The organism is Rhizobium sp. BK275 (genome assembly GCF_014193555.1).
Classification (GTDB): Bacteria; Pseudomonadota; Alphaproteobacteria; order Rhizobiales; family Rhizobiaceae; genus Rhizobium.
In genome coordinates, this window is the sequence record NZ_JACHZL010000009.1 from 270,128 (window position 1) to 290,750 (window position 20,623).

General features: G+C 61.5%; 23 protein-coding genes and 1 pseudogene. 15 read left to right on the forward strand and 9 right to left on the reverse strand.

The features are described from left to right. Positions 1–14: 14 nt before the first annotated feature. From FHT82_RS26845 to FHT82_RS26875, 7 genes are all read right to left on the reverse strand, one after another. On the reverse strand, positions 15–302 hold the full coding sequence (locus tag FHT82_RS26845; protein WP_183735738.1) for an MSMEG_0570 family nitrogen starvation response protein: 288 nt from the start codon (positions 300–302) through the stop codon (positions 15–17). After that, positions 295–1,632, reverse strand: coding sequence for an MSMEG_0565 family glycosyltransferase (locus FHT82_RS26850; RefSeq protein ID WP_183735739.1), 1,338 nt, complete (start codon positions 1,630–1,632; stop codon positions 295–297). The genes FHT82_RS26845 and FHT82_RS26850 overlap by 8 nt, the downstream gene beginning before the upstream one ends. After that, positions 1,629–2,606 (reverse strand): sll0787 family AIR synthase-like protein, encoded by a 978-nt coding sequence (locus tag FHT82_RS26855; RefSeq protein WP_183735740.1) that lies wholly within the window; start codon positions 2,604–2,606, stop codon positions 1,629–1,631. Before FHT82_RS26855 ends, FHT82_RS26850 begins: the two co-directional genes overlap by 4 nt. After that, entirely contained in the window at positions 2,606–3,148 is a 543-nt protein-coding gene (locus FHT82_RS26860) for an MSMEG_0567/Sll0786 family nitrogen starvation N-acetyltransferase (protein ID WP_183735741.1), read from the reverse strand. The genes FHT82_RS26855 and FHT82_RS26860 overlap by 1 nt, the downstream gene beginning before the upstream one ends. After that, the gene (locus FHT82_RS26865; RefSeq protein WP_183735742.1) at positions 3,145–4,263 is read right to left on the reverse strand and encodes an MSMEG_0568 family radical SAM protein; all 1,119 of its coding nucleotides are present in this window, start codon (positions 4,261–4,263) and stop codon (positions 3,145–3,147) included. Before FHT82_RS26865 ends, FHT82_RS26860 begins: the two co-directional genes overlap by 4 nt. Continuing rightward, entirely contained in the window at positions 4,190–5,230 is a 1,041-nt protein-coding gene (locus FHT82_RS26870; RefSeq protein WP_183735743.1) for a Nit6803 family nitrilase, read from the reverse strand. The genes FHT82_RS26865 and FHT82_RS26870 overlap by 74 nt, the downstream gene beginning before the upstream one ends. A 223-nt stretch (positions 5,231–5,453) precedes the next feature. Further along, a complete protein-coding gene (locus FHT82_RS26875) occupies positions 5,454–5,936 on the reverse strand; it encodes an MSMEG_0572/Sll0783 family nitrogen starvation response protein (RefSeq protein ID WP_113427328.1) in 483 nt (160 codons plus the stop codon). Between the two features lie 400 nt (positions 5,937–6,336). Between FHT82_RS26875 and FHT82_RS26880 the strand changes: the two genes are divergently transcribed. The 5 genes from FHT82_RS26880 to FHT82_RS26900 all read left to right on the forward strand — a co-directional run bounded on the left by FHT82_RS26880 (position 6,337) and on the right by FHT82_RS26900 (position 10,766). Next, positions 6,337–7,740 carry a PLP-dependent aminotransferase family protein gene (locus FHT82_RS26880; RefSeq protein ID WP_183735744.1) on the forward strand — a complete coding sequence of 468 codons (1,404 nt, stop codon included), beginning with the start codon at positions 6,337–6,339 and terminating at the stop codon, positions 7,738–7,740. A gap of 381 nt (positions 7,741–8,121) precedes the next feature. Continuing rightward, a complete protein-coding gene (locus FHT82_RS26885) occupies positions 8,122–8,490 on the forward strand; it encodes a DUF983 domain-containing protein (protein ID WP_183735777.1) in 369 nt (122 codons plus the stop codon). Between the two features lie 201 nt (positions 8,491–8,691). Continuing rightward, positions 8,692–9,153: a nuclear transport factor 2 family protein gene (locus tag FHT82_RS26890; protein ID WP_183735745.1), complete on the forward strand. Its 462-nt coding sequence runs from the start codon at positions 8,692–8,694 to the stop codon at positions 9,151–9,153. Positions 9,154–9,174: 21 nt separating this feature from the next. Then, entirely contained in the window at positions 9,175–9,741 is a 567-nt protein-coding gene (locus FHT82_RS26895) for a TetR/AcrR family transcriptional regulator (protein ID WP_183735746.1), read from the forward strand. A gap of 386 nt (positions 9,742–10,127) precedes the next feature. Further along, positions 10,128–10,766, forward strand: a complete 639-nt coding sequence (locus tag FHT82_RS26900) for a hypothetical protein (RefSeq protein WP_183735747.1) — start codon at positions 10,128–10,130, stop codon at positions 10,764–10,766. Between the two features lie 84 nt (positions 10,767–10,850). On the opposite strand, the gene FHT82_RS26905 is transcribed toward FHT82_RS26900, so the two are convergent. Continuing rightward, the gene (locus FHT82_RS26905; RefSeq protein ID WP_183735748.1) at positions 10,851–11,420 is read right to left on the reverse strand and encodes a TetR/AcrR family transcriptional regulator; all 570 of its coding nucleotides are present in this window, start codon (positions 11,418–11,420) and stop codon (positions 10,851–10,853) included. 266 nt (positions 11,421–11,686) lie between these two features. On the opposite strand from FHT82_RS26905, the gene FHT82_RS26910 reads away from it, so the two are divergent. From FHT82_RS26910 to FHT82_RS26920, 3 genes are all read left to right on the forward strand, one after another. Continuing rightward, a complete protein-coding gene (locus tag FHT82_RS26910) occupies positions 11,687–12,214 on the forward strand; it encodes a DUF417 family protein (protein WP_183735749.1) in 528 nt (175 codons plus the stop codon). Between the two features lie 137 nt (positions 12,215–12,351). Next, positions 12,352–13,296, forward strand: coding sequence for a YeeE/YedE thiosulfate transporter family protein (locus FHT82_RS26915; RefSeq protein WP_348647663.1), 945 nt, complete (start codon positions 12,352–12,354; stop codon positions 13,294–13,296). Between the two features lie 125 nt (positions 13,297–13,421). Next, positions 13,422–13,733, forward strand: a complete 312-nt coding sequence (locus FHT82_RS26920; RefSeq protein ID WP_183735750.1) for a Dabb family protein — start codon at positions 13,422–13,424, stop codon at positions 13,731–13,733. A 441-nt stretch (positions 13,734–14,174) separates the two neighbouring features. Here the strand turns inward: FHT82_RS26920 and FHT82_RS26925 are convergent, their stop codons facing one another. Then, positions 14,175–15,389 carry an MFS transporter gene (locus FHT82_RS26925; protein ID WP_183735751.1) on the reverse strand — a complete coding sequence of 405 codons (1,215 nt, stop codon included), beginning with the start codon at positions 15,387–15,389 and terminating at the stop codon, positions 14,175–14,177. Between the two features lie 273 nt (positions 15,390–15,662). On the opposite strand from FHT82_RS26925, the gene FHT82_RS26930 reads away from it, so the two are divergent. The 7 genes and pseudogenes from FHT82_RS26930 to FHT82_RS26960 form a co-directional block, all read left to right on the forward strand. Next, entirely contained in the window at positions 15,663–15,911 is a 249-nt protein-coding gene (locus FHT82_RS26930) for a hypothetical protein (RefSeq protein ID WP_183735752.1), read from the forward strand. A gap of 54 nt (positions 15,912–15,965) precedes the next feature. After that, the gene (locus FHT82_RS26935) at positions 15,966–16,637 is read left to right on the forward strand and encodes a response regulator transcription factor (protein WP_183735753.1); all 672 of its coding nucleotides are present in this window, start codon (positions 15,966–15,968) and stop codon (positions 16,635–16,637) included. Next, positions 16,627–18,030, forward strand: a complete 1,404-nt coding sequence (locus tag FHT82_RS26940; protein ID WP_183735754.1) for a HAMP domain-containing sensor histidine kinase — start codon at positions 16,627–16,629, stop codon at positions 18,028–18,030. The genes FHT82_RS26935 and FHT82_RS26940 overlap by 11 nt, the downstream gene beginning before the upstream one ends. A 120-nt stretch (positions 18,031–18,150) precedes the next feature. Next, a complete protein-coding gene (locus tag FHT82_RS26945; RefSeq protein WP_183735755.1) occupies positions 18,151–18,579 on the forward strand; it encodes a hypothetical protein in 429 nt (142 codons plus the stop codon). Positions 18,580–18,678: 99 nt separating this feature from the next. Beyond that, positions 18,679–19,851 carry a c-type cytochrome biogenesis protein CcmI gene (gene ccmI, locus FHT82_RS26950; protein ID WP_183735756.1) on the forward strand — a complete coding sequence of 391 codons (1,173 nt, stop codon included), beginning with the start codon at positions 18,679–18,681 and terminating at the stop codon, positions 19,849–19,851. Beyond that, entirely contained in the window at positions 19,848–20,402 is a 555-nt protein-coding gene (gene ccmE, locus FHT82_RS26955) for a cytochrome c maturation protein CcmE (protein WP_183735757.1), read from the forward strand. The genes ccmI and ccmE overlap by 4 nt, the downstream gene beginning before the upstream one ends. Further along, a pseudogene (locus FHT82_RS26960) lies at positions 20,399–20,623 on the forward strand (heme lyase NrfEFG subunit NrfE); the annotation flags it as partial. The gene ccmE and the pseudogene FHT82_RS26960, both read left to right, overlap by 4 nt.

Sequence of the window (20,623 nt, forward strand, 5' to 3'; positions counted from 1 at the left end):
GGGTCGGGTTCCTTTCAGAGAATGAAGGTTTCGCAGCGCACGCGCGCATCGACGTCGGCAAGAAAGAGGGAGCCCGCCTCCTCGATGCGGGCGAGCTGGCCGCGGGCAAGCGAGCAGGGATAGCCGTATTTCGCTTCCACCCGGTCGCTGGCGATGGTCAGCGCCTTGCGGCTGCGGTCGAGAAAATCGCGGATCGGATAGGTCTGGCCTTCCTCGAAGAAATCCCGGATCACCAGGGAGGGCGAATAACAGGTCTCTTCGCGGCCATCCGGCCAGGCGATGACGAAGCGCATTTCAGGCATGGGCAGGCTCCTTCAATGTCTCGTAGGCTTGGAGATGGGCGGCAGCCGTGCGCTGCCAGCTGTGATGGGCGGCAAGTGTCATCCCACGCGGGATGAGCCCCGCGCGCACCGGCGGCATGAGCGAGATCACCATGGCTTCGGCGATCGAGGCGGCATTGTGCGGATCGCACCAGACGACGTCATCGTTACAGAGATATTCGGTAAAGGGCGCGATCGAGGAGACCACGACGGGCACGCCGCTCGCCATCGCCTCCAGCACCACGAGGCCGAAACCTTCCTTGACCGAGGCGAAGACCAGCGTATCGGCCAGCCGGTAGAGCGCCGGCATGTCCTCATCGGCAATGGTCCCGAGGATGTGGACGGCAGCCGCATGTCCGCCGAGTGAGGCAAGCACGGCGCGGAACTCGCCCTGATAGCCGCTGTGATCGAGCAGCGAAGCACCGCCGGCGATGACGAATTGCGCATCCGGGCGGATGGCGCGCACTTGGCCGAAGGCTTCCAGCATGGCGATCGTATTCTTGCGCGCCTCGATACCGCCGACGGCGAGGAAAACAGGGCCATCAGGAAGCTTGAGTTTGCGGCGCAGCGCGCTGCCGTCGACGGCGGGAGAGAAGCGCTTGGTATCGACGCCGTTGCCGACGACGATGGAGCTGATGCCGCGCGTCTCCTCGAGCGTCTTGCGCCACATCGAACTGACGGTGAAAAACAGGTCGGCATGGTCGATGGAGCGATCCTGCAGCGCCATCAGCCTGATATCGGCGAACTGGTCGATATGATGGACGGTGCGGACGAAGGCCGGGATCAGCCCGTGCTCCTTCAAGGTTGCCAGCGCATTCCCGGAAATGCCGTCATGGGCGTGGTAGATGTCGAAACCGCGGGCGGCGGGGTTTTGGAAGTGATTGATGTAATCGGCGATCCTCTGTTCGACCATGGCGGTCATTCCTCCCTTCTCCCCAGCGGGGGTGCGAAGGACGGGTTGAGACCCGTGGCTCAACCCCGGTTGGTGGCCCGAAGGGTCGGATGAGGGGGCCGCGCCCGCAAGTTTAGCATCTCGCTTGCCGCTCGATGCGTCGCTTCGCTCCGCCCCCTCATCTGCCCTTCGGGCATCTTCTCCCCGCTGGGGAGAAGGGGGAGAAACCTGCGCAACCGGCACCAACACCGCGCCACAGGCCGGCTCACGGAAAAAGCCCGTCCCTTTTGCATCCGGCGCATGCAGCACGACCTCATGGCCGAAGCTCGCCAACGCCTCGGAAAGCTGCATGGCATGCACCACGCCGCCACGCGGATTGGTGGAATGCGAGAGCATGGCGATCCGCAGCTTGCGTGTCATGCCGCGTTCTCCTGCCGGCCAAGCTGCAACAGCGGCTGCTCCGCATAGTCGCGGATCACGGCGCGCTCGGTCCCGTCCGTTAGCGCCACCTCGCTGCCGGCTGTGACGCTGCCGATGACAGTGGCACTGATGTTGCGGGCGGCAAAACGCAGGATCACCTCGTCGGCCTTTTCAGGCGTGGTGGAGATCAGGTAGCCAAAGCTCGGGAAGGTCGCGAGCCAGCGGTCGAGCGCCACGCCATCCGGCAGCGGGACCGCAGAAATATCGATGTCGATGCCGACATCAGAACATTCCGCCAGCATGATCGCAGTGCCGGCAATGCCGCCTTGGCTGATATCCTTGGCGGCCAATGCCAATCCGGCTTCTGCGATGTCGGGCAGGATCTCCAGATCGCCGCGCAGCCGCGCGGGCGGGGCATCGGTTGCCGCCTCCCAGTTGTTGAAAGGTTCGCGATAACGGCCGCGATGATCGATTGCGGCGATCAGCACATCGCCCGCCTTGGCATCGAAACTCGTCAGCAGCTTTCTCGCCCTGCCGAGAATGGCGACGGAGAGCTGGCCGCGATCGGTGCGGATATTCGTATGGCCACCAACGATTGGCACGCCGAACGTTCGTGCGGCCGCTCGCATGCCCTCGAGCACCGGCGCGGCGCCTGTCTCGCCATTCGCCCAGACGGCGTCGACGACGGCAATCGGGCGGCCGCCCATCGCGGCGACATCGGAAATATTGACCATCACCCCGCACCAGCCGGCAAACCAGGGGTCGGCGGCGACGAATTCGTTGATGAAGCCCTCGATGGCGAAAAGCATGTAGCCGTTGCCATCGGGCAGTGCCGCGCAATCGTCGCCCACCACTACCGGCTGTCCAGCGAGGCCGAGGCTGGCTGCGACCGTGCCGATATCGGCCTTGGCGGCGATGCCGGATGAGGCCGCGAGCTTGGCGGCAAGCGCCTCAAGATCGGTCCTGTTGGCCATCACGCCGCCTTCCTGGCGAGCGCCACCAGGCCGGTTTCCGGCGTGGGGCAGGGCGGGTACCAGGCAAGATCCGCCTTCATCCTCAGATGCGGTTTGCCATAGACCTCGAATTCCTCGATCACGTCCCAATGCAGCCGGCGGAAGAGCAGTCCGTTCTGCACCTGCACATTGGCCAGAAACGTGTGGCAGCCCATTGCATTGGCCGAGGAAACGGCAAGCCGGATCAGCGTTGCGCCAAGCGCGCCGATCTTGCGGAAATCCTCGTGCACGGCGAGCCGCGACCCCCACCAGAGTCCCGGCTCCTCCTGATGGATGCGCACCGTGCCGACCAGCCGGTCGGCGGCAACCCCCATCATCGACAACGCCACGATCGGGATCGCATGCTCGTCGATCACATCGCGGTCGTCGTTCTCGAAGATCTTCTGCTCCTCGCAGAAGACGGCGCGGCGCAGCGCATGTGCTTCCTGCCGCTCCCATTCCGAAGTGGAAAACTTCACCTGGAATTCGCTGGCGCGATAGGGCGAGAAGGGCTCCAGCATCATTTGGTCAGCATCCTTTCATAGGAGGAAAGGGCAGAGCAGGCGCCGCATTTGCCGCAGCCGGCCTTGATGTCGACGGCCTTCAAGCCGCTATCGACCAGCATTTTGGAGAGCGGACCGAGGATCGAATGCATGAAGTCTGGCTTCGGCGCCGGATGGCTCTCGAGCGGCGTTCCCGAAATCGGCACGAAGGGCACGACGAAGGGATAGACGCCTGTCGCGACCAGCTTTTCGCAGATCTCGAGGATCGCCTCGCGCGTATCGCCGAGACCGGCGAGGATATACGTCGAGACCTGGCCGCGCCCGAAGACCTCGACGGCGGCCTTGAAGGAGGCCATGTATTTTGAGATCGGCACCTGCGCCTTGCCGGGCATGATGCGTTCGCGCAGCTCGGGCGTCACGACCTCCAGATGCATGCCGAGCGCATCGACGCCGGCTTCCTTCATGATCGAGAACCAGATGTCGTCTTCCGGCGGCTCGCACTGCGCCTGGATCGGCAGGTCGACGGCCGCCTTGATGGCGCGGGCGCTGTCGGCAAGGATCGAAGCGCCGCGATCCGGCCCCTTCGGCGTGCCCGTCGTCATCACCATATGCTTGACGCCGTCCAGCTCGACGGCGGCCTTGGCGACCTCCGCCAGCTGCTCCGGCGTCTTGTGGGCAACAGTACGACCCGCCGCCAGCGACTGGCCGATGGCGCAGAACTGACAGGTCTTGGTACGGCTCTGATAGCGGATGCAGGTCTGCAGCACGGTGGTCGCCAGCACGTCGCGGCCATGCAGCACGGCAATCTGCGAATAGGGGATGCCATCATCAGTGCTGCGCTCGTAGAAACGCGGACGCAGCGGGAAGGACACTTCGCCGAGCACGCGCCCGTCGCGGCTGATACGGCTGCGGCCTTCCTCGTCCGGCTTCTCGACCAGATAGGGGCTTTCGAAGGCCGGCGCAGTATGAACCGGTACCATCACGGTCATGCCGTCGATGGTCAGCGCCTTGTGGTCGGACGGGCCGGCGCCGCCGCGGCGGCTCTCGTGCCCGGCCTTGGGATCAACCAGCCTGGCTCCGAAGGACTGCAACTCGTTGATCAGCGTCTCGGTCGGCAGAAACGTCGTATTGTCCATCGCTCTTGGTCCCTGTGTTTGCTTCGAAGGAATGTGCGGAGCCGACCATCGGCTGGGTGGCGCGGCCGTCCATGACGAGATGCAGCAGTTCGGGGCGGGCATAGTGGCCGACCGAATCCATCATCCGCTTGCGCTTGGTGATCAGGCTCATGTCGAGATCGGCGATCAGGATGCCTTCGCCCTCGGTGATCGGCGGCGCCAGGTGCTTGCCCTCGGGCGAGACGATCGCCGTCATGCAGCCGCCGCGCAGCGCCTTCTGCAATCCCTGGTCGGGCGTGATGGAATTGATCTGCTCCTCGGTCAGCCAGCCGGTGGCGTTGACGACGAAACAGCCGCTTTCGAGCGCATGGTGGCGGATCGTCACCTCCATCTGCTCGGCAAAGATCGGCCCGACCATCGAACCCGGAAACTGGGCGATATGGATTTCCTCGTGCTGGGCCATCAGCGCGTAGCGGGCGAGCGGATTGTAGTGCTCCCAGCAGGCCAGCGCCCCGAGCCGCCCGACGTGGCTATCGACGACAGCGAGTCCGGATGCATCGCCCTGGCCCCAGATCATCCGCTCGTGGAAGGTGGGTGTGATCTTGCGGCGCTTGAGGATGAGCCTGCCATCCGCATCGAAAAGCAGCTGGGTATTGTAGAGCGAGCCGTGGTCGCGCTCGTTGACGCCGAGTGCCACGACGATGCCACGCTCGCGGGCTGCCGCTGCGACCGCATCGGTTGCCTCACTCGGAACGGTGACGGCTTCTTCATAAAGGCGCAGATGTTCGCGGCCGGAAAGCACCGGCGGCAGCACGAAGGAGAAATAGGGATACCAGGGTACGAAGGTCTCCGGAAAGACGATGATCTCCGCGCCCTTGGCGGCCGCCTCGCGAATGGTTTCCAGCACGCGCGCCAGCGTCTTTTCGCGCGAGGTCAGATCCGGCGCGATCTGCGCGGCCGCGGCCCGCACGGTCATTTTCTTTTCCATGGCGAAATCCTTTTTGGTTTCCGCTTCTCCCCAGTGGGGGTCCGAAGGACGGGTTGAGACCAGTGGCTCAACCCCGGTCGATGTCCGTCAGGACAGCTGAGGGGGTGAGCGACGAAGGAGCGAACGTCTGAGCCATCGGCGAAGACGACATGTGCCGTGCGGCCCCCTCATCCGGCCCTTCGGGCCACCTTCTCCCCGAGGGGAGAAGGGTTCAGTCCCCAGGTCAGAGCGTCCAGGTATCGAGGATGAAGGCGCCGTCGCGGCGGTGGATCAGGATCATGTCCAGCACATCGAGCGGGCTGATCGGCCGGATGCCGGGGATCAGCGACTGTTCGCCATGGCCATAGAGCGCCTGCAGCGCGAAGCGGCAGGCATAGACCTTGCCGCCTTCTTCCATGAAGCCCTTGATCTGGTTGTTGAAGTTCAGATGGCCGGGGAAGGCTTCCGCGCCGAGTTTGGGAAAGCCGCGCTGCACGCCGAGTGTCACGCCGGGGCCATAGAGCAGCACGGAGGTTTCGAAGCCCTTGCGCTTCAGGCGCTTGGCCTGCAGCAGGTTCACGAGACCGATCGATCCTTCGAAGGCGACGGTATGGAAGGTGATGAGGGCTTTCTCACCCTCCTTGGCCTGGACGTCTTCGAAGACCTTCTCTTCGTAATCGACGAAGAAGTCTCCATCTGCGTGGGCCGGTGCGGTAACTGCGGGCATGAATGGCTCCTGTGTTTGAAGTCAGGCCCCTCTCGCGGGGTACAGCCATTGAATTGCAAGCACCGTGCCAAATTGACTTTGCACAAATAGCGGTCAATTCATGCGGAAAAGCATTCAATTATACATTCAATTTTGGGATGAGACGGAATTAACGCCAATTTGACAAGCATTTTTGTGCAAAAAATGAATGCAGATATGCTAGAAATGAATGCAGTCAAAGCGCAATCAATATAAAGAAAATCTTCGCATCGCGGAACGTGCCAGTCTCGAATGCGGCATTCAGTCATCCGTCAGGCTCCTGTTGGCCGACGTTTTTGCGTGACAGAGGGATGATGCAACAATATACGGTCAATGTCGACGGGAATCCCTTCTGCGTCGATCACGAATTGCGGATCATGAAATGAAAGACTGGCATCCCGACCTTACCCGTTCCTCAAGCCCCCGTTACATGGCCATTGCCGACCTGATCGAAATGGATCTGAGAAGCGGCGTGCTGGCGGTGGGGGACAGGCTGCCGCCGCAGCGGGAGCTTGCCAAGCGCCTGAATATCGATTTCACCACGGTCGCGCGCGGTTATGTCGAGGCGCAGAAGCGCGGCCTGGTGGATTCGCATGTCGGCCGAGGCACTTTCGTCACCGGCGGGCAGGATCGCGAGCGCCGTGGCTTCATGTCCGATGCCGCACCCGATCCGCGCCGCGCTTCGGTCGTCGACTTCTCGATGAACCTGCCGCCCGAGCCCGACGATCAGGAATTGATCGCCCGCATGCGCGAGGGCATGTCGGCCGTGGCGACCAATCTCATCCCCTTGCTGCGTTACCAGGGCTTCGGCGGCTCGGGCATGGACAAGGAGGCGGCTGCCGCCTGGCTGAGCCGCCGTGGGCTCGTGCCTTCGCAGGAGCGCATCTTCGTGACACCCGGCGCGCATCCGGCGCTGCTCGCGATCTTCGGCCTGCTGGCAAAGCCCGGCGAGACCGTATTGTCGGAAAACATCACCTATCCCGGCATGCGCTCGATCGCCGCCCAGCTTCGCCTCAATCTCTCCGGCCTGCCGATGGATGAAGAGGGCATCCTGCCCGATGCCTTCGCCGAGGCCTGCGAGCGGATCCAGCCTAAGGCCCTCTATCTCAATCCGACCCTGCAGAACCCGCTGACGCTGACCATTCCCGAAAAGCGCCGCGAGGAAATCGCCGCCGTCGCCCGCAAATATCATGTGCCCATCGTTGAAGACGACGCCTACGGCTTCATTCCGCTGCACGGCCCGCCGCCGCTGGCGGCAATCGCGCCTGATCTGACCTGGCATATCGGCGGCCTCGCCAAATGCATCGGCGCCGGCCTTCGCCTTGCTTATGTCGTGGCGCCGGACACCAAGGCGATCTGGCCCTTCGTCAGCGCCATGCGCACCAACAATGTCATGGCCTCGCCGATGACGGTGGCGCTGGCCACCCGCTGGATCGAGGACGGCACGGCCGACACGATCCTGCGTTTCATCCGCGCGGAGGCGGGTGCGCGCCAGCAGATGGTGGCGAATATCCTGCCCGAGCGCAGCTATAGGGCCGATCCGATCAGCTTCAACATCTGGCTGCCGCTGACCAACGGCTGGACCCGCTCCACATTCGGCAGCCACATGCGCTCCTCCGGCATCGGCGTTGTGGCAAGCGACGCCTTCACGGTGGAAGGTGCCGCCCCCGAAGCCGTGCGCGTCTGCCTCGGCGGGCCGATCAGTCGCGAACGACTGAAGGGCGCGCTGGACTTCATGGCCCATGCGCTTGAGGGGCCGCCGGAAATGTCGGCGTCGTTTTTCTGAGCTGCTGGTCCGTTTTACGGCTTCAATTCAATCAATAAAGACCCCGCCCCAAACCCCTCACCCACAAGGGCGAGGGGCTTAACCTGCTGCGCTCGCCCCTCACTTCCTCAATGTTTCAAGCTGGGCGAGGCGGTGCCACGGGTTAGCCCCGCCCCCTTGTGGGGAGGGGTTGGGGAGGGGTTTTGCCCAGCGCGCAAACGTGTCCTCGCAGCGGCAATCCTCCCACCGCCAAACACTTCCGCTCCTCAATCCGCAAAATCCCTGCGTCATTCTGACGAATGGACTGGCAATCTGCTTTCAATGTAATTATATTGTATGCATACATTATGGGCTATTGAATGGATTTCACCAATGCCCGCAACGTCGAAAAGCGAGATCGCCATGGACACCGAATATCCTCCTCTCCCTCCGATGCAGACCGGCATCCGGGGCCGCTGCCCGCGCTGCGGACAGGGGCATATGTTCAAGGGTTTCCTCACGCTGCAGAAGGAATGCGAAGTCTGCGGGCTGGATTATTCCTTCGCCGATCCGGCCGACGGCCCGGCCTTCTTCGTCATCTGCTTCGCCTGCGTGCCGAGCGTGCTGCTCGGCGTCTGGCTGGAAGTTGCCTTCTCCGCGCCGCTCTGGGTCCAGCTTTTGGTGACGGGTCCCTTCATGTTCGCCACCTGTATTCCGCCACTGAGGCCGCTGAAGGGATGGCTGGTGGCAAGCCAGTATTTCTACAAGGCGGAAGAGGGCAAGCTCGCCTGACGTCCATTGGAAATGCCGCGCTCTGAAAGCGATTCATATGAGTGCCAGGGCCGTTCGAATTCCTCGAACGGCCTTTTTGCTGTGCGCATTCCGCCCTCGAGCCAAAATGTCGCAGACGGCATCTGCCGAAACCACTTGCGTCAATTGTACCGATCGGTACAATGCAAAACGAAAGGTACAACCCAGCAAAGGAGACAAGGCATGCCTGCACCGCTTCCCCCCTTCACCCATGAAAGCGCAACCCAGAAGGTCCGCCTTGCGGAAGACGGCTGGAACAGCCGCGATCCGCAGCGCGTCTCGCTCGTCTACACGCCCGACAGCCAGTGGCGGAACCGCGCCGAATTCGTCACCGGCCGCGCCGATATTGTCGCCTTCTTGACCCGCAAGTGGGCGAAAGAGCTGGATTACCGGCTGATCAAGGAACTCTGGGCTTTCACCGACAATCGCATCGCCGTGCGCTTTGCCTATGAATGGCATGACGACAGCAAAAACTGGTTCCGCTCCTACGGCAACGAGAATTGGGAATTCGATGCCGAGGGCTTGATGCAGCGCCGTTTCGCCTGCATCAACGATCTGCCGATCAAGGAATCGGATCGCAAGTTCCACTGGCCGCTCGGCCGGCGGCCCGATGACCATCCGGGCCTTTCCGACCTCGGCCTTTGAGGCTCGAAGGTAAGGTGAATTGTGAAGACCGTTTATGAACGTGCCGATGTCGTGCCGCTGCTTGCAGAGATCTTCCGCGAGCTCGGCTACGAGGGCGCGACGCTCAGCCGCATCACCGAGCGTACCGGCATCGGCAAGGGCAGCCTCTATCACTTCTTTCCCGGTGGGAAGGAAGAGATGGCGGCCGCCGTCCTTGCCGATGTCGACGGCTGGTTCGAACGCGCCGTCTACGAGCCGCTGCGCCGTGATGATGCCGGGGCGGCGATCGATGCGATGTGGGCGAATGTGATGGATTATTTCCGCTCCGGCAGCCGTATCTGCCTCGTCGGCGCCTTTGCGTTGGACGAGACACGCCAGCGTTTTTCGCCGGTCATCCGGGATTATTTCGTCCGCTGGATCGAGGCGCTGCGCCAGGCGCTGGTCCGTGCCGGCTGCGATGAGGGCGCCGCGCTCGCCGCGGCTGAAGAGGCGGTATCGGGCATTCAGGGCGCGCTGGTGCTCTCGCGGGCGCTGGATGACAAGGATATGTTCCGCAGAACGCTGGACCGGTTGGCGGACAGGCTGGCTGCAGCGAAACTTGAGGGATAGGCGGTGGCCGCTACGTCGGCAAGAGCACGAATGCTGCAGACTCGGGGAGCCGTGGGTGAGGGGTTCAGGACGGCCTCACCCGGCAGGATTGTATTTAGGCGTCGTTCTGCGGGGGCACGCGGACCGGGCGCGGATTCTCGCGCTGCGTGCGTACCTGGCGCCACTCGTTTTCCATTTGGTCAACGACGTGCTGGGGGATCTTGGTCGGAGTTTCTGTGCTGGTCTGCATCGTATACCTCTCTTCCTCAGCAAGGGTGTGCTTACGAATTGATGCATCGCACAATAAAAACTGCGTGTAAATCTACGCCGGTCACACTTGAAACGATTTAGTTAATTTCAATCGATTAAGCTGATATTAACCACGAAGGACCTCCGGGAAGCGTATCATGACTGTCTCAATCGACCGGCAATTCTTCTTCGACACTGTGCAGCACACCTTGTTCAAGGACAGCCTCACGCCGGCCCAGATCGAAGGCATGAACGCCATTTTCGACTACTGGGACGCGAATTTGGCTACCGCAGATCGGCGCTGGCTGGCCTATATATTGGCGACGGCCTTTCATGAGACCGCTTACACGATGCAGCCTGTGCGCGAGACGCTGGCAACAAGTGATTCGCGCGCCGTCGAGATCCTTGAGACCGCCTTTGCGTCCGGTCGGCTCTCCTGGGTGAAGACGCCCTACTGGCGGCTGGATGAGGATGGCAAAAGCTGGCTCGGTCGCGGCCTGGTGCAGCTCACCCACAGGCGCAATTACGAGGCGATGAGCGAGGTGACCGGCATCGATCTCGTCGCGGAGCCCGATCGCGCCATGGAAATGGTGCCGGCCGTGACGATCCTGATTGAGGGCATGCTGCGCGGCAGCTTCGCCGGCCACCGGCTTTGCGACCACCTCAATAAGGAGAGGGAGGATTGGGTGAACGCACGCCGTATCGTCAATGGCACCGACAGGGCGGAAAAGCTTGCCGAATATGGACGAGCCTTCCTCGCGGCGATCCGTCTAGAACAACGCGGTTCGTCGACTTGATCTTAACACCTCGGTCGGCGAGCATCTGCGGCCCGCGCGGACATATCTGCTAAAATCTGGCGGATATAGCGTATCGGTTCCCGACTAATCGCGTTCCATGGTTGCGAGAATGGCCGCCGCCATCCGTTTCGCCTGGCGGCCGGGCTCCGCTGAGCGAACCACTTGGGCTACGGCCGTTGCTCCCTCATGGAGAATATTGATTTCGTCCGCCACACGTTTCGGATCGCGGAACCGTGCAGCATGAGCAAGTTCTTCGAGGTAGGCGAGCGCCAGGCGCTTGTGCATGCTGGCGGCACGAAACACGGGATCGGCAATATCCTTGTGTTCTCCCGCAGCAGCCATAAAGCTGCAGCCCCTGAAGTCCTTGTCCTTGAACCAGAGCTGTAGAAAGTCGAACGTCAACAAAATCCGCTCTGCCGGATCGCTTGCACGCTTTTCCACAAACTCGCGCATCTCACGGCGGTCCTCCTCGTCGCGCCGCTCGAGTGCGGCGACGATCAGGTCCTCCTTCGTCTCGAAGTGCCGATACAACGTCGTTTTCGCGACGCCGCTTTCCGCGATAATCAAATCGACGCCCGTCGCCTGGTACCCCTTCTCGTTGAACAGACGGAGGGCCGTTTTAAGAAGATGGTCCCTGATTTCTGATCGCCGCACTATCACACCTCAAACAAAACTGATCTGTATCGACAGTTAAGTGTTCTCGCGACCATTAGCAATGCGCAAGCGCAGGCAAATTCCTTTAAGCGCAGATTCCCGGCGATTGAACCCGCAAGCGTCTTCGCCGAAGAGCGATAATGATCGCGCTTTCGTGATTTGAAAACAATACAGGTCGGTAGTACTTCGTCATAAACGATACGGATCGGTATCGTTTTGCTTTGGAGGCGAGAAGCCTCTGGAAATCAATTCGATGGGAGAAGGAAATGACCCAAGCTATCAATCATATCGGCAAGCAGCCGAAGTCCGGAAGCATTTTCGGCATTTTGCATTTGGCGGACACCTATGGCCGCGCGGCGACAACCGCCGGCCTCTATGTTTCGATCACCGTGATTTACGCCTGGTTTGGCGGCATGAAATTTACGGCCTACGAAGCGCAAGGGCTGGTCGATCTGGTCAGTAACAGCCCCCTTGTGAGCTGGATGTATGCGATCTTCAGTGTTCGAGGCTTTTCGAGCTTTCTTGGCGTCGTGGAACTGAGTATCGGCGCGCTGATCGCAGCAAGGTTCATTAGCCCGGTCTACTCGTTACTGGGAGGCGTCCTGTCGTCCGGACTGTTCGTCACCACCATCAGCTTCATGGTTACAACCCCTGGCGTGATTGTTCCCGAGCTCGGGTTCCCTGCCATTTCGGTCGCTCCTGGTCAATTCTTGCTCAAGGATGTCGGGCTTCTGGCGCTATCCCTTTGGATTGCAATGGATTCCTTTCTCGCGATCCGGTCCGCCAAGGCCTAGACCCGAAAGCCCGGCAGTCAGCCTTTGGTGCGAACGCCCCGATCCAGTTCGGATCGGGGCGTTCGCCATTCACTGAACGCGAAACTCGTGCCATTCTGCGAAGCGCGATCTTCTTTTCTGAACGGAGGATTGGTGCCGTGGACGGATTGCCCGGCGGTACGGAGCCAGCAGGTTTCGAGACATGGGCGGGTTTCAGCGTTATCGGCACGCTGAGCTTCGTGCTCGGCTTCGCGATGAACTACGGTTCGATCTGCACCTTCATCGCTACGACCGAGTTGGTTTCAGAGCGCCGACCCGCGCGGTTTCTTGCTTTGGCCGAATGCGCGGTATGGGCTGCCGTCGGATATATTGTCCTCGATACGTTGCCGACCATGCATGCTGGATGGTCTCCTTTGCTTCATATGGTCAGCGCAGCCATCCTCTTTGGCGTCGGCGTATACGTGAACGGTGCCTGCATCTTTGGATCTGTTGGGCACTTTGGCAACGGGGACCTGGAATTCGGCTTCACCTTCCTCGGCATTCTGATCATCCTCTCCCTCGACTTGGTGCTCGAACTCCGCCCGGAACCGATGCCAATCAGCGCCGCACCGCCGCTTGCGCTGGGAGCTTTGCTGGTGGTTCTGCCCGCATTGCTATTTCTAAGACTGGGCGTCTCTTTCAAATCCGAGACGAACTTTCGGCGGCTAGCGCTGGCAATGGGTACGATTGGCATAACTTCGGCCACCTTGTCAGCGTTTGCCCCCCGCTTCTCGATCACCACCTCGATTGGATCGATGCTTTCGATCCCAGTAACGAGTTCGCTCATTTTTGTCTGCATGTTCGGAGGCAGTCTCGTTTCGGCAAGAATTCGCCGACATCGTTTTTCGCTAACCTGGCCGACATGGGGAAGCGTGTCGCGAAGGATAATGGGCGGTATGCTGATGGGCTTTGGGGCGCTCCTTATCCCTGGTGGAAACGACACGCTCCTGCTCGTCGGCCTCCCGATGGGAGCGTGGCAGGCCTTTCTCGCTTACCTTCTTATGGTAGCGGCGCTCGCCGCGCTGATCGTTAGATTTGGTTCAGCAGCGCGATCTTGGTCGTAACATCAGGCTGGCCCGCGCGGCTCAAGCTTTGTTGGTCACTGACGCGGCATTGTGGCCCGGTTGAAGGCCTGGGCGGCGCGTGTTATCGCCGCTCAACCTCAGGGAATTGTCACAGGAGTGTCCGCGTGATCCGCCATATCGTCTTCTTCACCGTGCCGGAGGAAAACCGCGAGGCGGTGCGCAAGGGGCTCTCCATACTGACGGGCATTCCCCATGCCCTGACGCTGGAGATCGGCGAAAACGTCAAGACGGACCAGTGGGGCAACACGGTCGATTTCGTCGTCTACGGCGAATTCGAGAGCGAGGAAGCGCTTGCCGCCTACAAGGTGCATCCCGACTATGACCTCTCGACCCGCACGGTAAAGCCGCTCCGGGATACCAGGACTGCGGCCGATTTCTATAGCGACAAGGCGGTCACCAGCCCCCTGCGGGATTGATAATTATGGCTGTCGCTAATCTATCCCATTGAAAATGAACGGGAATTTTCGATTAAATTCGATTGTGTCGGGGTTTTCGGCTAAGTCATTGATAATGTTTAAGTGATCCACCAGGGCACGAAAATCTTTTGAATAATTCGATTCAGCAAACGCTGCTTCTGATTTTGAAATTCTTTACGCGTAATTTTGAGCTAAGTGGATCACTTATTCAGAATCAATGACTTAGCCCCAAAAATGCTACACTAGTGGCTCACTTTGAAAATTCTTATTCATTTTCAAATGGATAGAGAGAGGCCGGAAATGATCCCGGTTGCAGATGAATCAATCTGTGAAGGGCCGCAAGCAAGTCTTGAGAAAAAAGCCGCAAATGATTCAGAAGCTTAGCGGATTGGGAAGCGAAGTCGGCCTCCGGCAGGCGAGGCCTGCTTTGCCCGCCGCCGGTCAGGCCGGCTGTACGCTCGGCTTTGCACCGCGTACCAACGCCATCAGCATCAGCACGAAGACCAATGCGATGGCCGCAAGCACCGCACAGGTGATGACCGTCGCGCCGGCGCCGGCGCGGTCGAGGATGGCGGTGAAGATGACGGGCGCAATCGCGTTGGCGAGGTTCTGCGGCATCGACAGGCGGGCCGTCTGCAGCCCGTATTCCCTGGCCGAGAAAAGGGCGAGCGGCAGTAGTGCGCGGGCGACCGCCAGCACGCCGGAGCCGAAACCGTAGAGCAGCACGAAGGTAATGAGCAGCGGCGTCGATGGCGGGACGATGAAGAGCATCAGGAAGCTGAACAGCATCAGGCTGACGCCCATGACCGATGTCAGGATCGGATTGCCGCGCTTGCCGAGCAGCATGTCGAGTGCGCGCGCCGAAATGCCGATCACGCCGCGTGCCGAGCCGAGCTGCAGGGCAAGGGCCGTCGATGCGCCGGACTGGCGAAAGATTTCGAGCAGGGATGGCGAGACACCGAAAGTGATGAAGGTGCCGAGCGTGGTCGAGATCGCGATCAGCAGGAAAGCCTTGCGCCGGTCGGAGGGCGAAAGCTCCACCGGCGGCGTTTCGGCGGCTGCCCCCTGCGTGTGGCTGGCAACCGGCTTCGGCAGGCCGAAGAGATGCAGCGGCAGGCAGACGAAGAATTGCAGGCCGGCGCAGACGAGGAAGGTGATGCGCCAGCCGAAATTCTCGTTGAGCAGCGTCAGGATCGGCCAGAAAATGGTGGCCGAGAGACCGGTGAACAGCATCAGGATGGCGATGACCCGTTTGCCGTTTACCCCTTCGCGCTCCACGACCGCGGTATAGCAGGGCGCCGAAAGGCCGAGCGCGCCGCCAAGCCCGATCACGACCCAGGCGAGCGCATAGACGACGATATTGGTGGCGGCGGCAAGCAGCAGCAGGCCGATCGCGAAAGTGATCGACGAGGCGGCCAGCACCTTCGCAGCACCATAGCGGCCGAGCCAGCGCCCGGTGGTCGGACCGGCAAAGGCGCTGATCACCATCATGATGGTCAATCCGGCAAAAATCGCTTCATTCGGCAGCCCAAGGGAAGGCGCAATGACACGGCCCATGACGCCGAGCATGTCGAAGGTCGTGCCCCAGCCGATCAGCTGGGTGACTGCCAGCACGCCAACCGTCCGCACCGTACGGAGAGAAAATGATGTCTGCATGATTCCGGAAAGAAATGAAGAAAGGCGGTAAAGCGATAGCAGCTTCAACCAGACGCTGAAAGGTTTGATCGAACAGGTGCCATATGAATATGACTGGTGCCGGGATTTCCATTGCGGCGGAAGCACATGCGTCCATCATTCAGGAATCATGCATATTTCGTGCAATAGTCGAGAATTGTTCTAAAATTCCCGCATTACCGTGCATTCATTTGCCATTCAGGTCGCGTGAGTACATATTCGGGACAAGTTGGCATTACATTGAAAGCACAGCACATGGCCTCTCCTCTGAGCGTCGCAGCATTGGCCGCCGGACTGGCGGTTTCGGCGCCCTCACCGGACGACACCCGCACGCTTGTCCTGCGTGTGGCGCGCGATTGCAGCGCTGCGGCCCAGCAGGTCGTAGACGAGACCGGCGGCCAGCTTCTTTCCGTGCAGCCGGTGGGCGACGCCTGCATCATCACCGTTCTCGTTCAGGGTAACGGCCAGCGTCCGCGCAAGGTGACGGTAAAGGTTCCGATGTAAACGGAATCGGCTTATTCAAGGTTCCAGTGATTTGCAGCGGAAGAAGGCGAAGCGATGCGCATTCTGGTAGTCGAAGACGACGTCAATCTGAACCGGCAACTCTGCGACACGCTGAAAGAAGCGGGTTATGTCGTCGATCAGGCGTTCGATGGCGAGGAGGGGCACTTCCTCGGCGATACCGAACCCTATGACGCCATCATCCTCGATATCGGCCTTCCCGAAATGGACGGCGTGACCGTGCTGGAAAAATGGCGCGGCGCCGGCCGCACCGTGCCGGTGCTGATCCTGACTGCTCGCGACCGATGGAGCGACAAGGTCGCCGGCATCGATGCGGGCGCCGACGACTATGTGACGAAGCCATTCCATGTCGAGGAAGTGCTGGCACGCATCCGTGCGCTCATCCGCCGTGCGGCCGGCCACGCCTCCTCCGAGATCATTTGCGGCCCGGTGCGTCTCGACACCAAGACCTCGAAGGCGATCGTCAACGGCGTGGCGCTGAAGCTCACCTCGCATGAATACCGGCTGCTTGCCTATCTCATGCATCATATGGGCGAGGTGGTCTCCCGCACGGAACTGGTCGAGCATATGTACGATCAGGATTTCGACCGCGATTCCAATACGATCGAGGTCTTCGTCGGCCGCCTGCGCAAGAAGATGGGCGTCGATCTGATCGAAACGGTGCGCGGTCTGGGCTACCGCATCCAAGCGCCGACCAATGCGAATTAAGTCGCTCACCGCACGCGTGCTGCTTCTGACCACGGTCTGGTCGACGGTGGCGCTGGTGGTGATCGGCCTGTTGATTTCGACACTCTATAGACGCAGCGCCGAGCGCGGCTTTCAGGACCTGCTGCGCGCGCAGCTCTATAACGTCATCAATTCCGTGACGATCGGCGATCAGGGCGCGCTCTCGGGCAGCCCGCAGCTCGGCGACCTGCGCTTCGCCCAGCCGAAGACCGGTTGGTACTGGGTGGTCGAACCGCTCGGCACCTATACGACCGCGCCGCTCGTCTCACCCTCGCTGGGCTCGGCGACCATCCCCGTGCTGTCGGTCGTCGAAGCGCCTTTCGACAAGAATTACGAGCGCTACTACCAGGTGACGGATGCGGCCGGTAACCGCGTGCAGGTGGCCGAGACGGAAGTGGTGCTCGACACCGACGGCCGTGCGGCGCGTTTCCGCGTCACCGGCAATGTCGATGTCGTGGAAGACGACGTCCGCAATTTCTCCCACCGGCTCTATCTGGCGCTCGCCGGTTTCGGCGTCGGCAGTCTCATCGTCAATGCGCTCGCCATTCTCTATGGCTTGAAGCCGCTCGACAAGGCACGTGCCGCTTTGGAGCGTATCCGCGCCGGCGAAAGCGAGCAGCTGAAGGGCGATTTCCCGCGCGAGATCCTGCCGCTTGCCAATGAGGTCAACGCGCTGATCGACAGCAACCGCCGCATCGTCGAGCGGGCGCGCATGCAGGTCGGCAATCTCGCCCATTCTCTGAAGACGCCGATCGCCGTGCTGCTCAACGAGGCGCGCGTGCTCGAAAAATCGCATGGCGAACTGGTGCGCAATCAGGCCGAGGCCATGCAGGGGCAGGTGCAGTCCTATCTCAACCGCGCGCGCATTGCCGCCCAGCGCGAATCCGTGCTGGCGCGAACCGATGCCGAACCGGCGCTCGAGCGGCTGGTGCGTGTCATGCGCCGCCTGAATGTCGAAACCGAATTCGAGCTGATCGTCCAGCCGCCGCACCTTGCCGTTGCCATGGAGCAGCAGGATCTGGAGGAAACGGTCGGCAACCTCCTGGAGAATGCCGCGCGCTTTGCCAAGAGCAAAGTGCGTCTTTCGGCGGTCGAAGCCGGCGAGGATGTGAAGGGAGTAGAAGCAAGCGCCCGCAAGCATTGGGTGGAGCTTGCCGTCGAGGATGACGGCCCGGGGCTGGAGCCCGACCAGATCCGCGAGGCGCTGAAGCGCGGCCGGCGGCTGGATGAGAGCAAGCCCGGAACCGGCCTCGGCCTTTCCATCGTCACCGAGATTTCCAACGAGTACCAGGGGCGTCTGGAGCTTACCCGCGGGGAATGGGGCGGGCTGAAAGCCAAGCTTATCCTGCCAGGTGTGACAAAGGATGTTGCATGAGCAACTGCTTGATGTCACAAAGATAGTGGCAAATGTATAGCATGCTTTGCCTTAATGCTGACACGGGGACGCTGCACTTCGATCGGCTCGACTAACACCCCTGATCGTGGTTCGATTGCAATGACTCTACGTTGGCAAGGCATGATCGTTTCTTCCCTTATCGTCGCCGTGGCGCTCTCTGGCTGCACGACAACGAAGGGCGCTGCGACGCGCGGTCTTTTTGGCGGGGGCAAGCCCCCGGCTTCGGCTGCTTTCATCGCTGCCTTGCAGGGCGGCATCGTTGGTCGCACCGGCGTGGAACTTGGCGACAGCGACAAGCAACGGGCGCTGGAAGCCGAATACCGCGCGCTGGAAAGTGCCGCCGTCGGCCAGCCGGTCACCTGGACCGGCCGTGATGCCAATGGCAGTGTCGTGGCAGCCGCCCCCTATCAGGTCGGCTCGCAGAATTGCCGCCAGTACACCCATACTGTCACGGTCGATGGCAAGGATACGCTGGCGCGCGGTGTCGCCTGCCGCAACGAAAACGGTACCTGGTCGCCGCTCGGCTGATATCCCTGTCCCGTTATCCTTGCGGCCAATAGCCTCAATTCTTCGTCAACACGGCATTGGCAGTTGGAATGAGGGCGCGCTTCAAGTAATTGGGCCGATATGCTGTTCTGGATTCTCGTGGCTGTCCTGACGGCGGCCGTTGCCGCCATTCTGCTTTATCCTCTTTTGCGTGGAGCGAAGGCGGCCGAGGATACGCGTGCTGGAGAGGTCGCTGTCTATCGCGACCAGTTGCGTGAACTCGACAGAGACGTGAGCGGCGGCCTGATCACCGCGGACGAGGCCGATTATGCCCGCGCCGAGATCGGCCGGCGTCTGATTGCCGTCTCTGGCGCTGCTCCGGCCGAGGAAAGCAAACCTGCAAGGCATCATCGCCTCACCGAAGTTTTCATCGTCTTGATCCTGCCGATCATCGGGCTCTGTCTCTACATCAATACCGGCAGACCCGACTTGCCGTCGCAGCCGCTGGAAGCGCGGCTTGCCAATCCCGGCAATGACATGGCCGTCCTCGTCGCCAAGGCGGAGCGGCATCTGGCTGAGAAACCCGGCGACGGCAAGGGCTGGGATGTGCTGGCGCCGATCTATTTCAGCACCATGCGGGTCTCCGATGCCGAGACCGCCTATCGCAACGCCATCCGCCTGCTTGGCCCGAGCCCCGCGCGCCTCGACGGTCTTGCTGAAACGCTGATGGCGATGTCAGAAGGTGTGGTGACGGAAGATGCGCGCAAGGCGCTCGAACAGTCGCTCACGCTTGAGCCGAACAACCCGCGAGCGCGTTTCTACATTGCATTGAGCCTGGAGCAGGCCGGCCAACCCGATCAGGCGCGCGGCGCCTTCGAGGCACTGGCCAAGCAATCGCCGGCCGACGCGCCGTGGCTGCCGCTGGTCAACGAGCATATCGCCAAAAACGGCGGCGCGGCGGTTGCACCGGCGGCCGAGCCTGCCGCACAGCCGCCCGCTCTGGGCGGTCCGACGGAGCAGGATGTCGCGGCGGCCGAGACGATGAACAGCGGCGACCGTCAGCAGATGATCCGCACCATGGTGGAAAGCCTGGATGCCAAACTGACGGCCGATCCGAACAATTTCGAGGGCTGGATGCGTCTCGTCCGCTCTTACGCCGTCTTGAACGACAAGGATCGCGCCGCGGATGCCTTGAAGCGCGGGCTCGCCGCCTTCCCGGCCTCCGGCGATCAGGGCAGGCAATTGCTGGCTCTGGCTAGGGAATTCGGCATCGCCACGGAAGGCTCGGTGGCCACGGAAGGATCGGTGGAATGACGCGCAAGCAGAAACGCCTGGCGGTGATTGCCGGCGGCATGAGCTTCATCCTTGTCGCCGTGCTGCTCGTCATGTTCGCCTTCAGCCAGTCGGTCGCCTATTTCTATATGCCGGGCGATCTGGCCAACAACCCGGTGGCGCCCGGCACCCGCATCCGCCTCGGCGGCCTTGTCGGAGCGGGCAGCGTTGTGCGCGGCGAGGGCTCGGTGGTGCGCTTTGCGGTGACCGATCCGAGCGGTCAGATCGTCAATGTCCGCTACCAGGGCATTCTTCCCGATCTCTTCCGCGAAGGGCAGGGGGTGGTGACCGAAGGAACGTTCGAGACCGGCAGCAACGTCTTTACCGCCGATACCGTGCTGGCCAAGCATGACGAGACCTATATGCCGAAGGACGTGGCCGACAGGCTGAAGGCGCAGGGCCTGTGGGAAGAGGGCAAGGGAGCCGGACAAGGCGAGGCGATCAAGGGCGAACAAGCAAAGAGCCAGGAAGCCCAGGCGCAACAGACAAAGGCCCAGCAAACGAAGGCCCAGCAAACGAAGGCAACGCCATGATCATCGAGATCGGCCACTATGCGCTGGTTCTGGCGCTCGCAACCGCCATCGTCCTGTCGCTCGTGCCGGTCATCGGTGCCAGGCGCGGCGATCAGGCGATGATGGATGTCGCCCCGCTCGGCTCCGTCCTGCTCTTTGCCCTCGTCGCCTTCTCCTTCGGCGTCTTGACCTATGCCCATGTCGTCTCCGACTTCTCGGTTGAGAACGTCTGGGAGAACTCG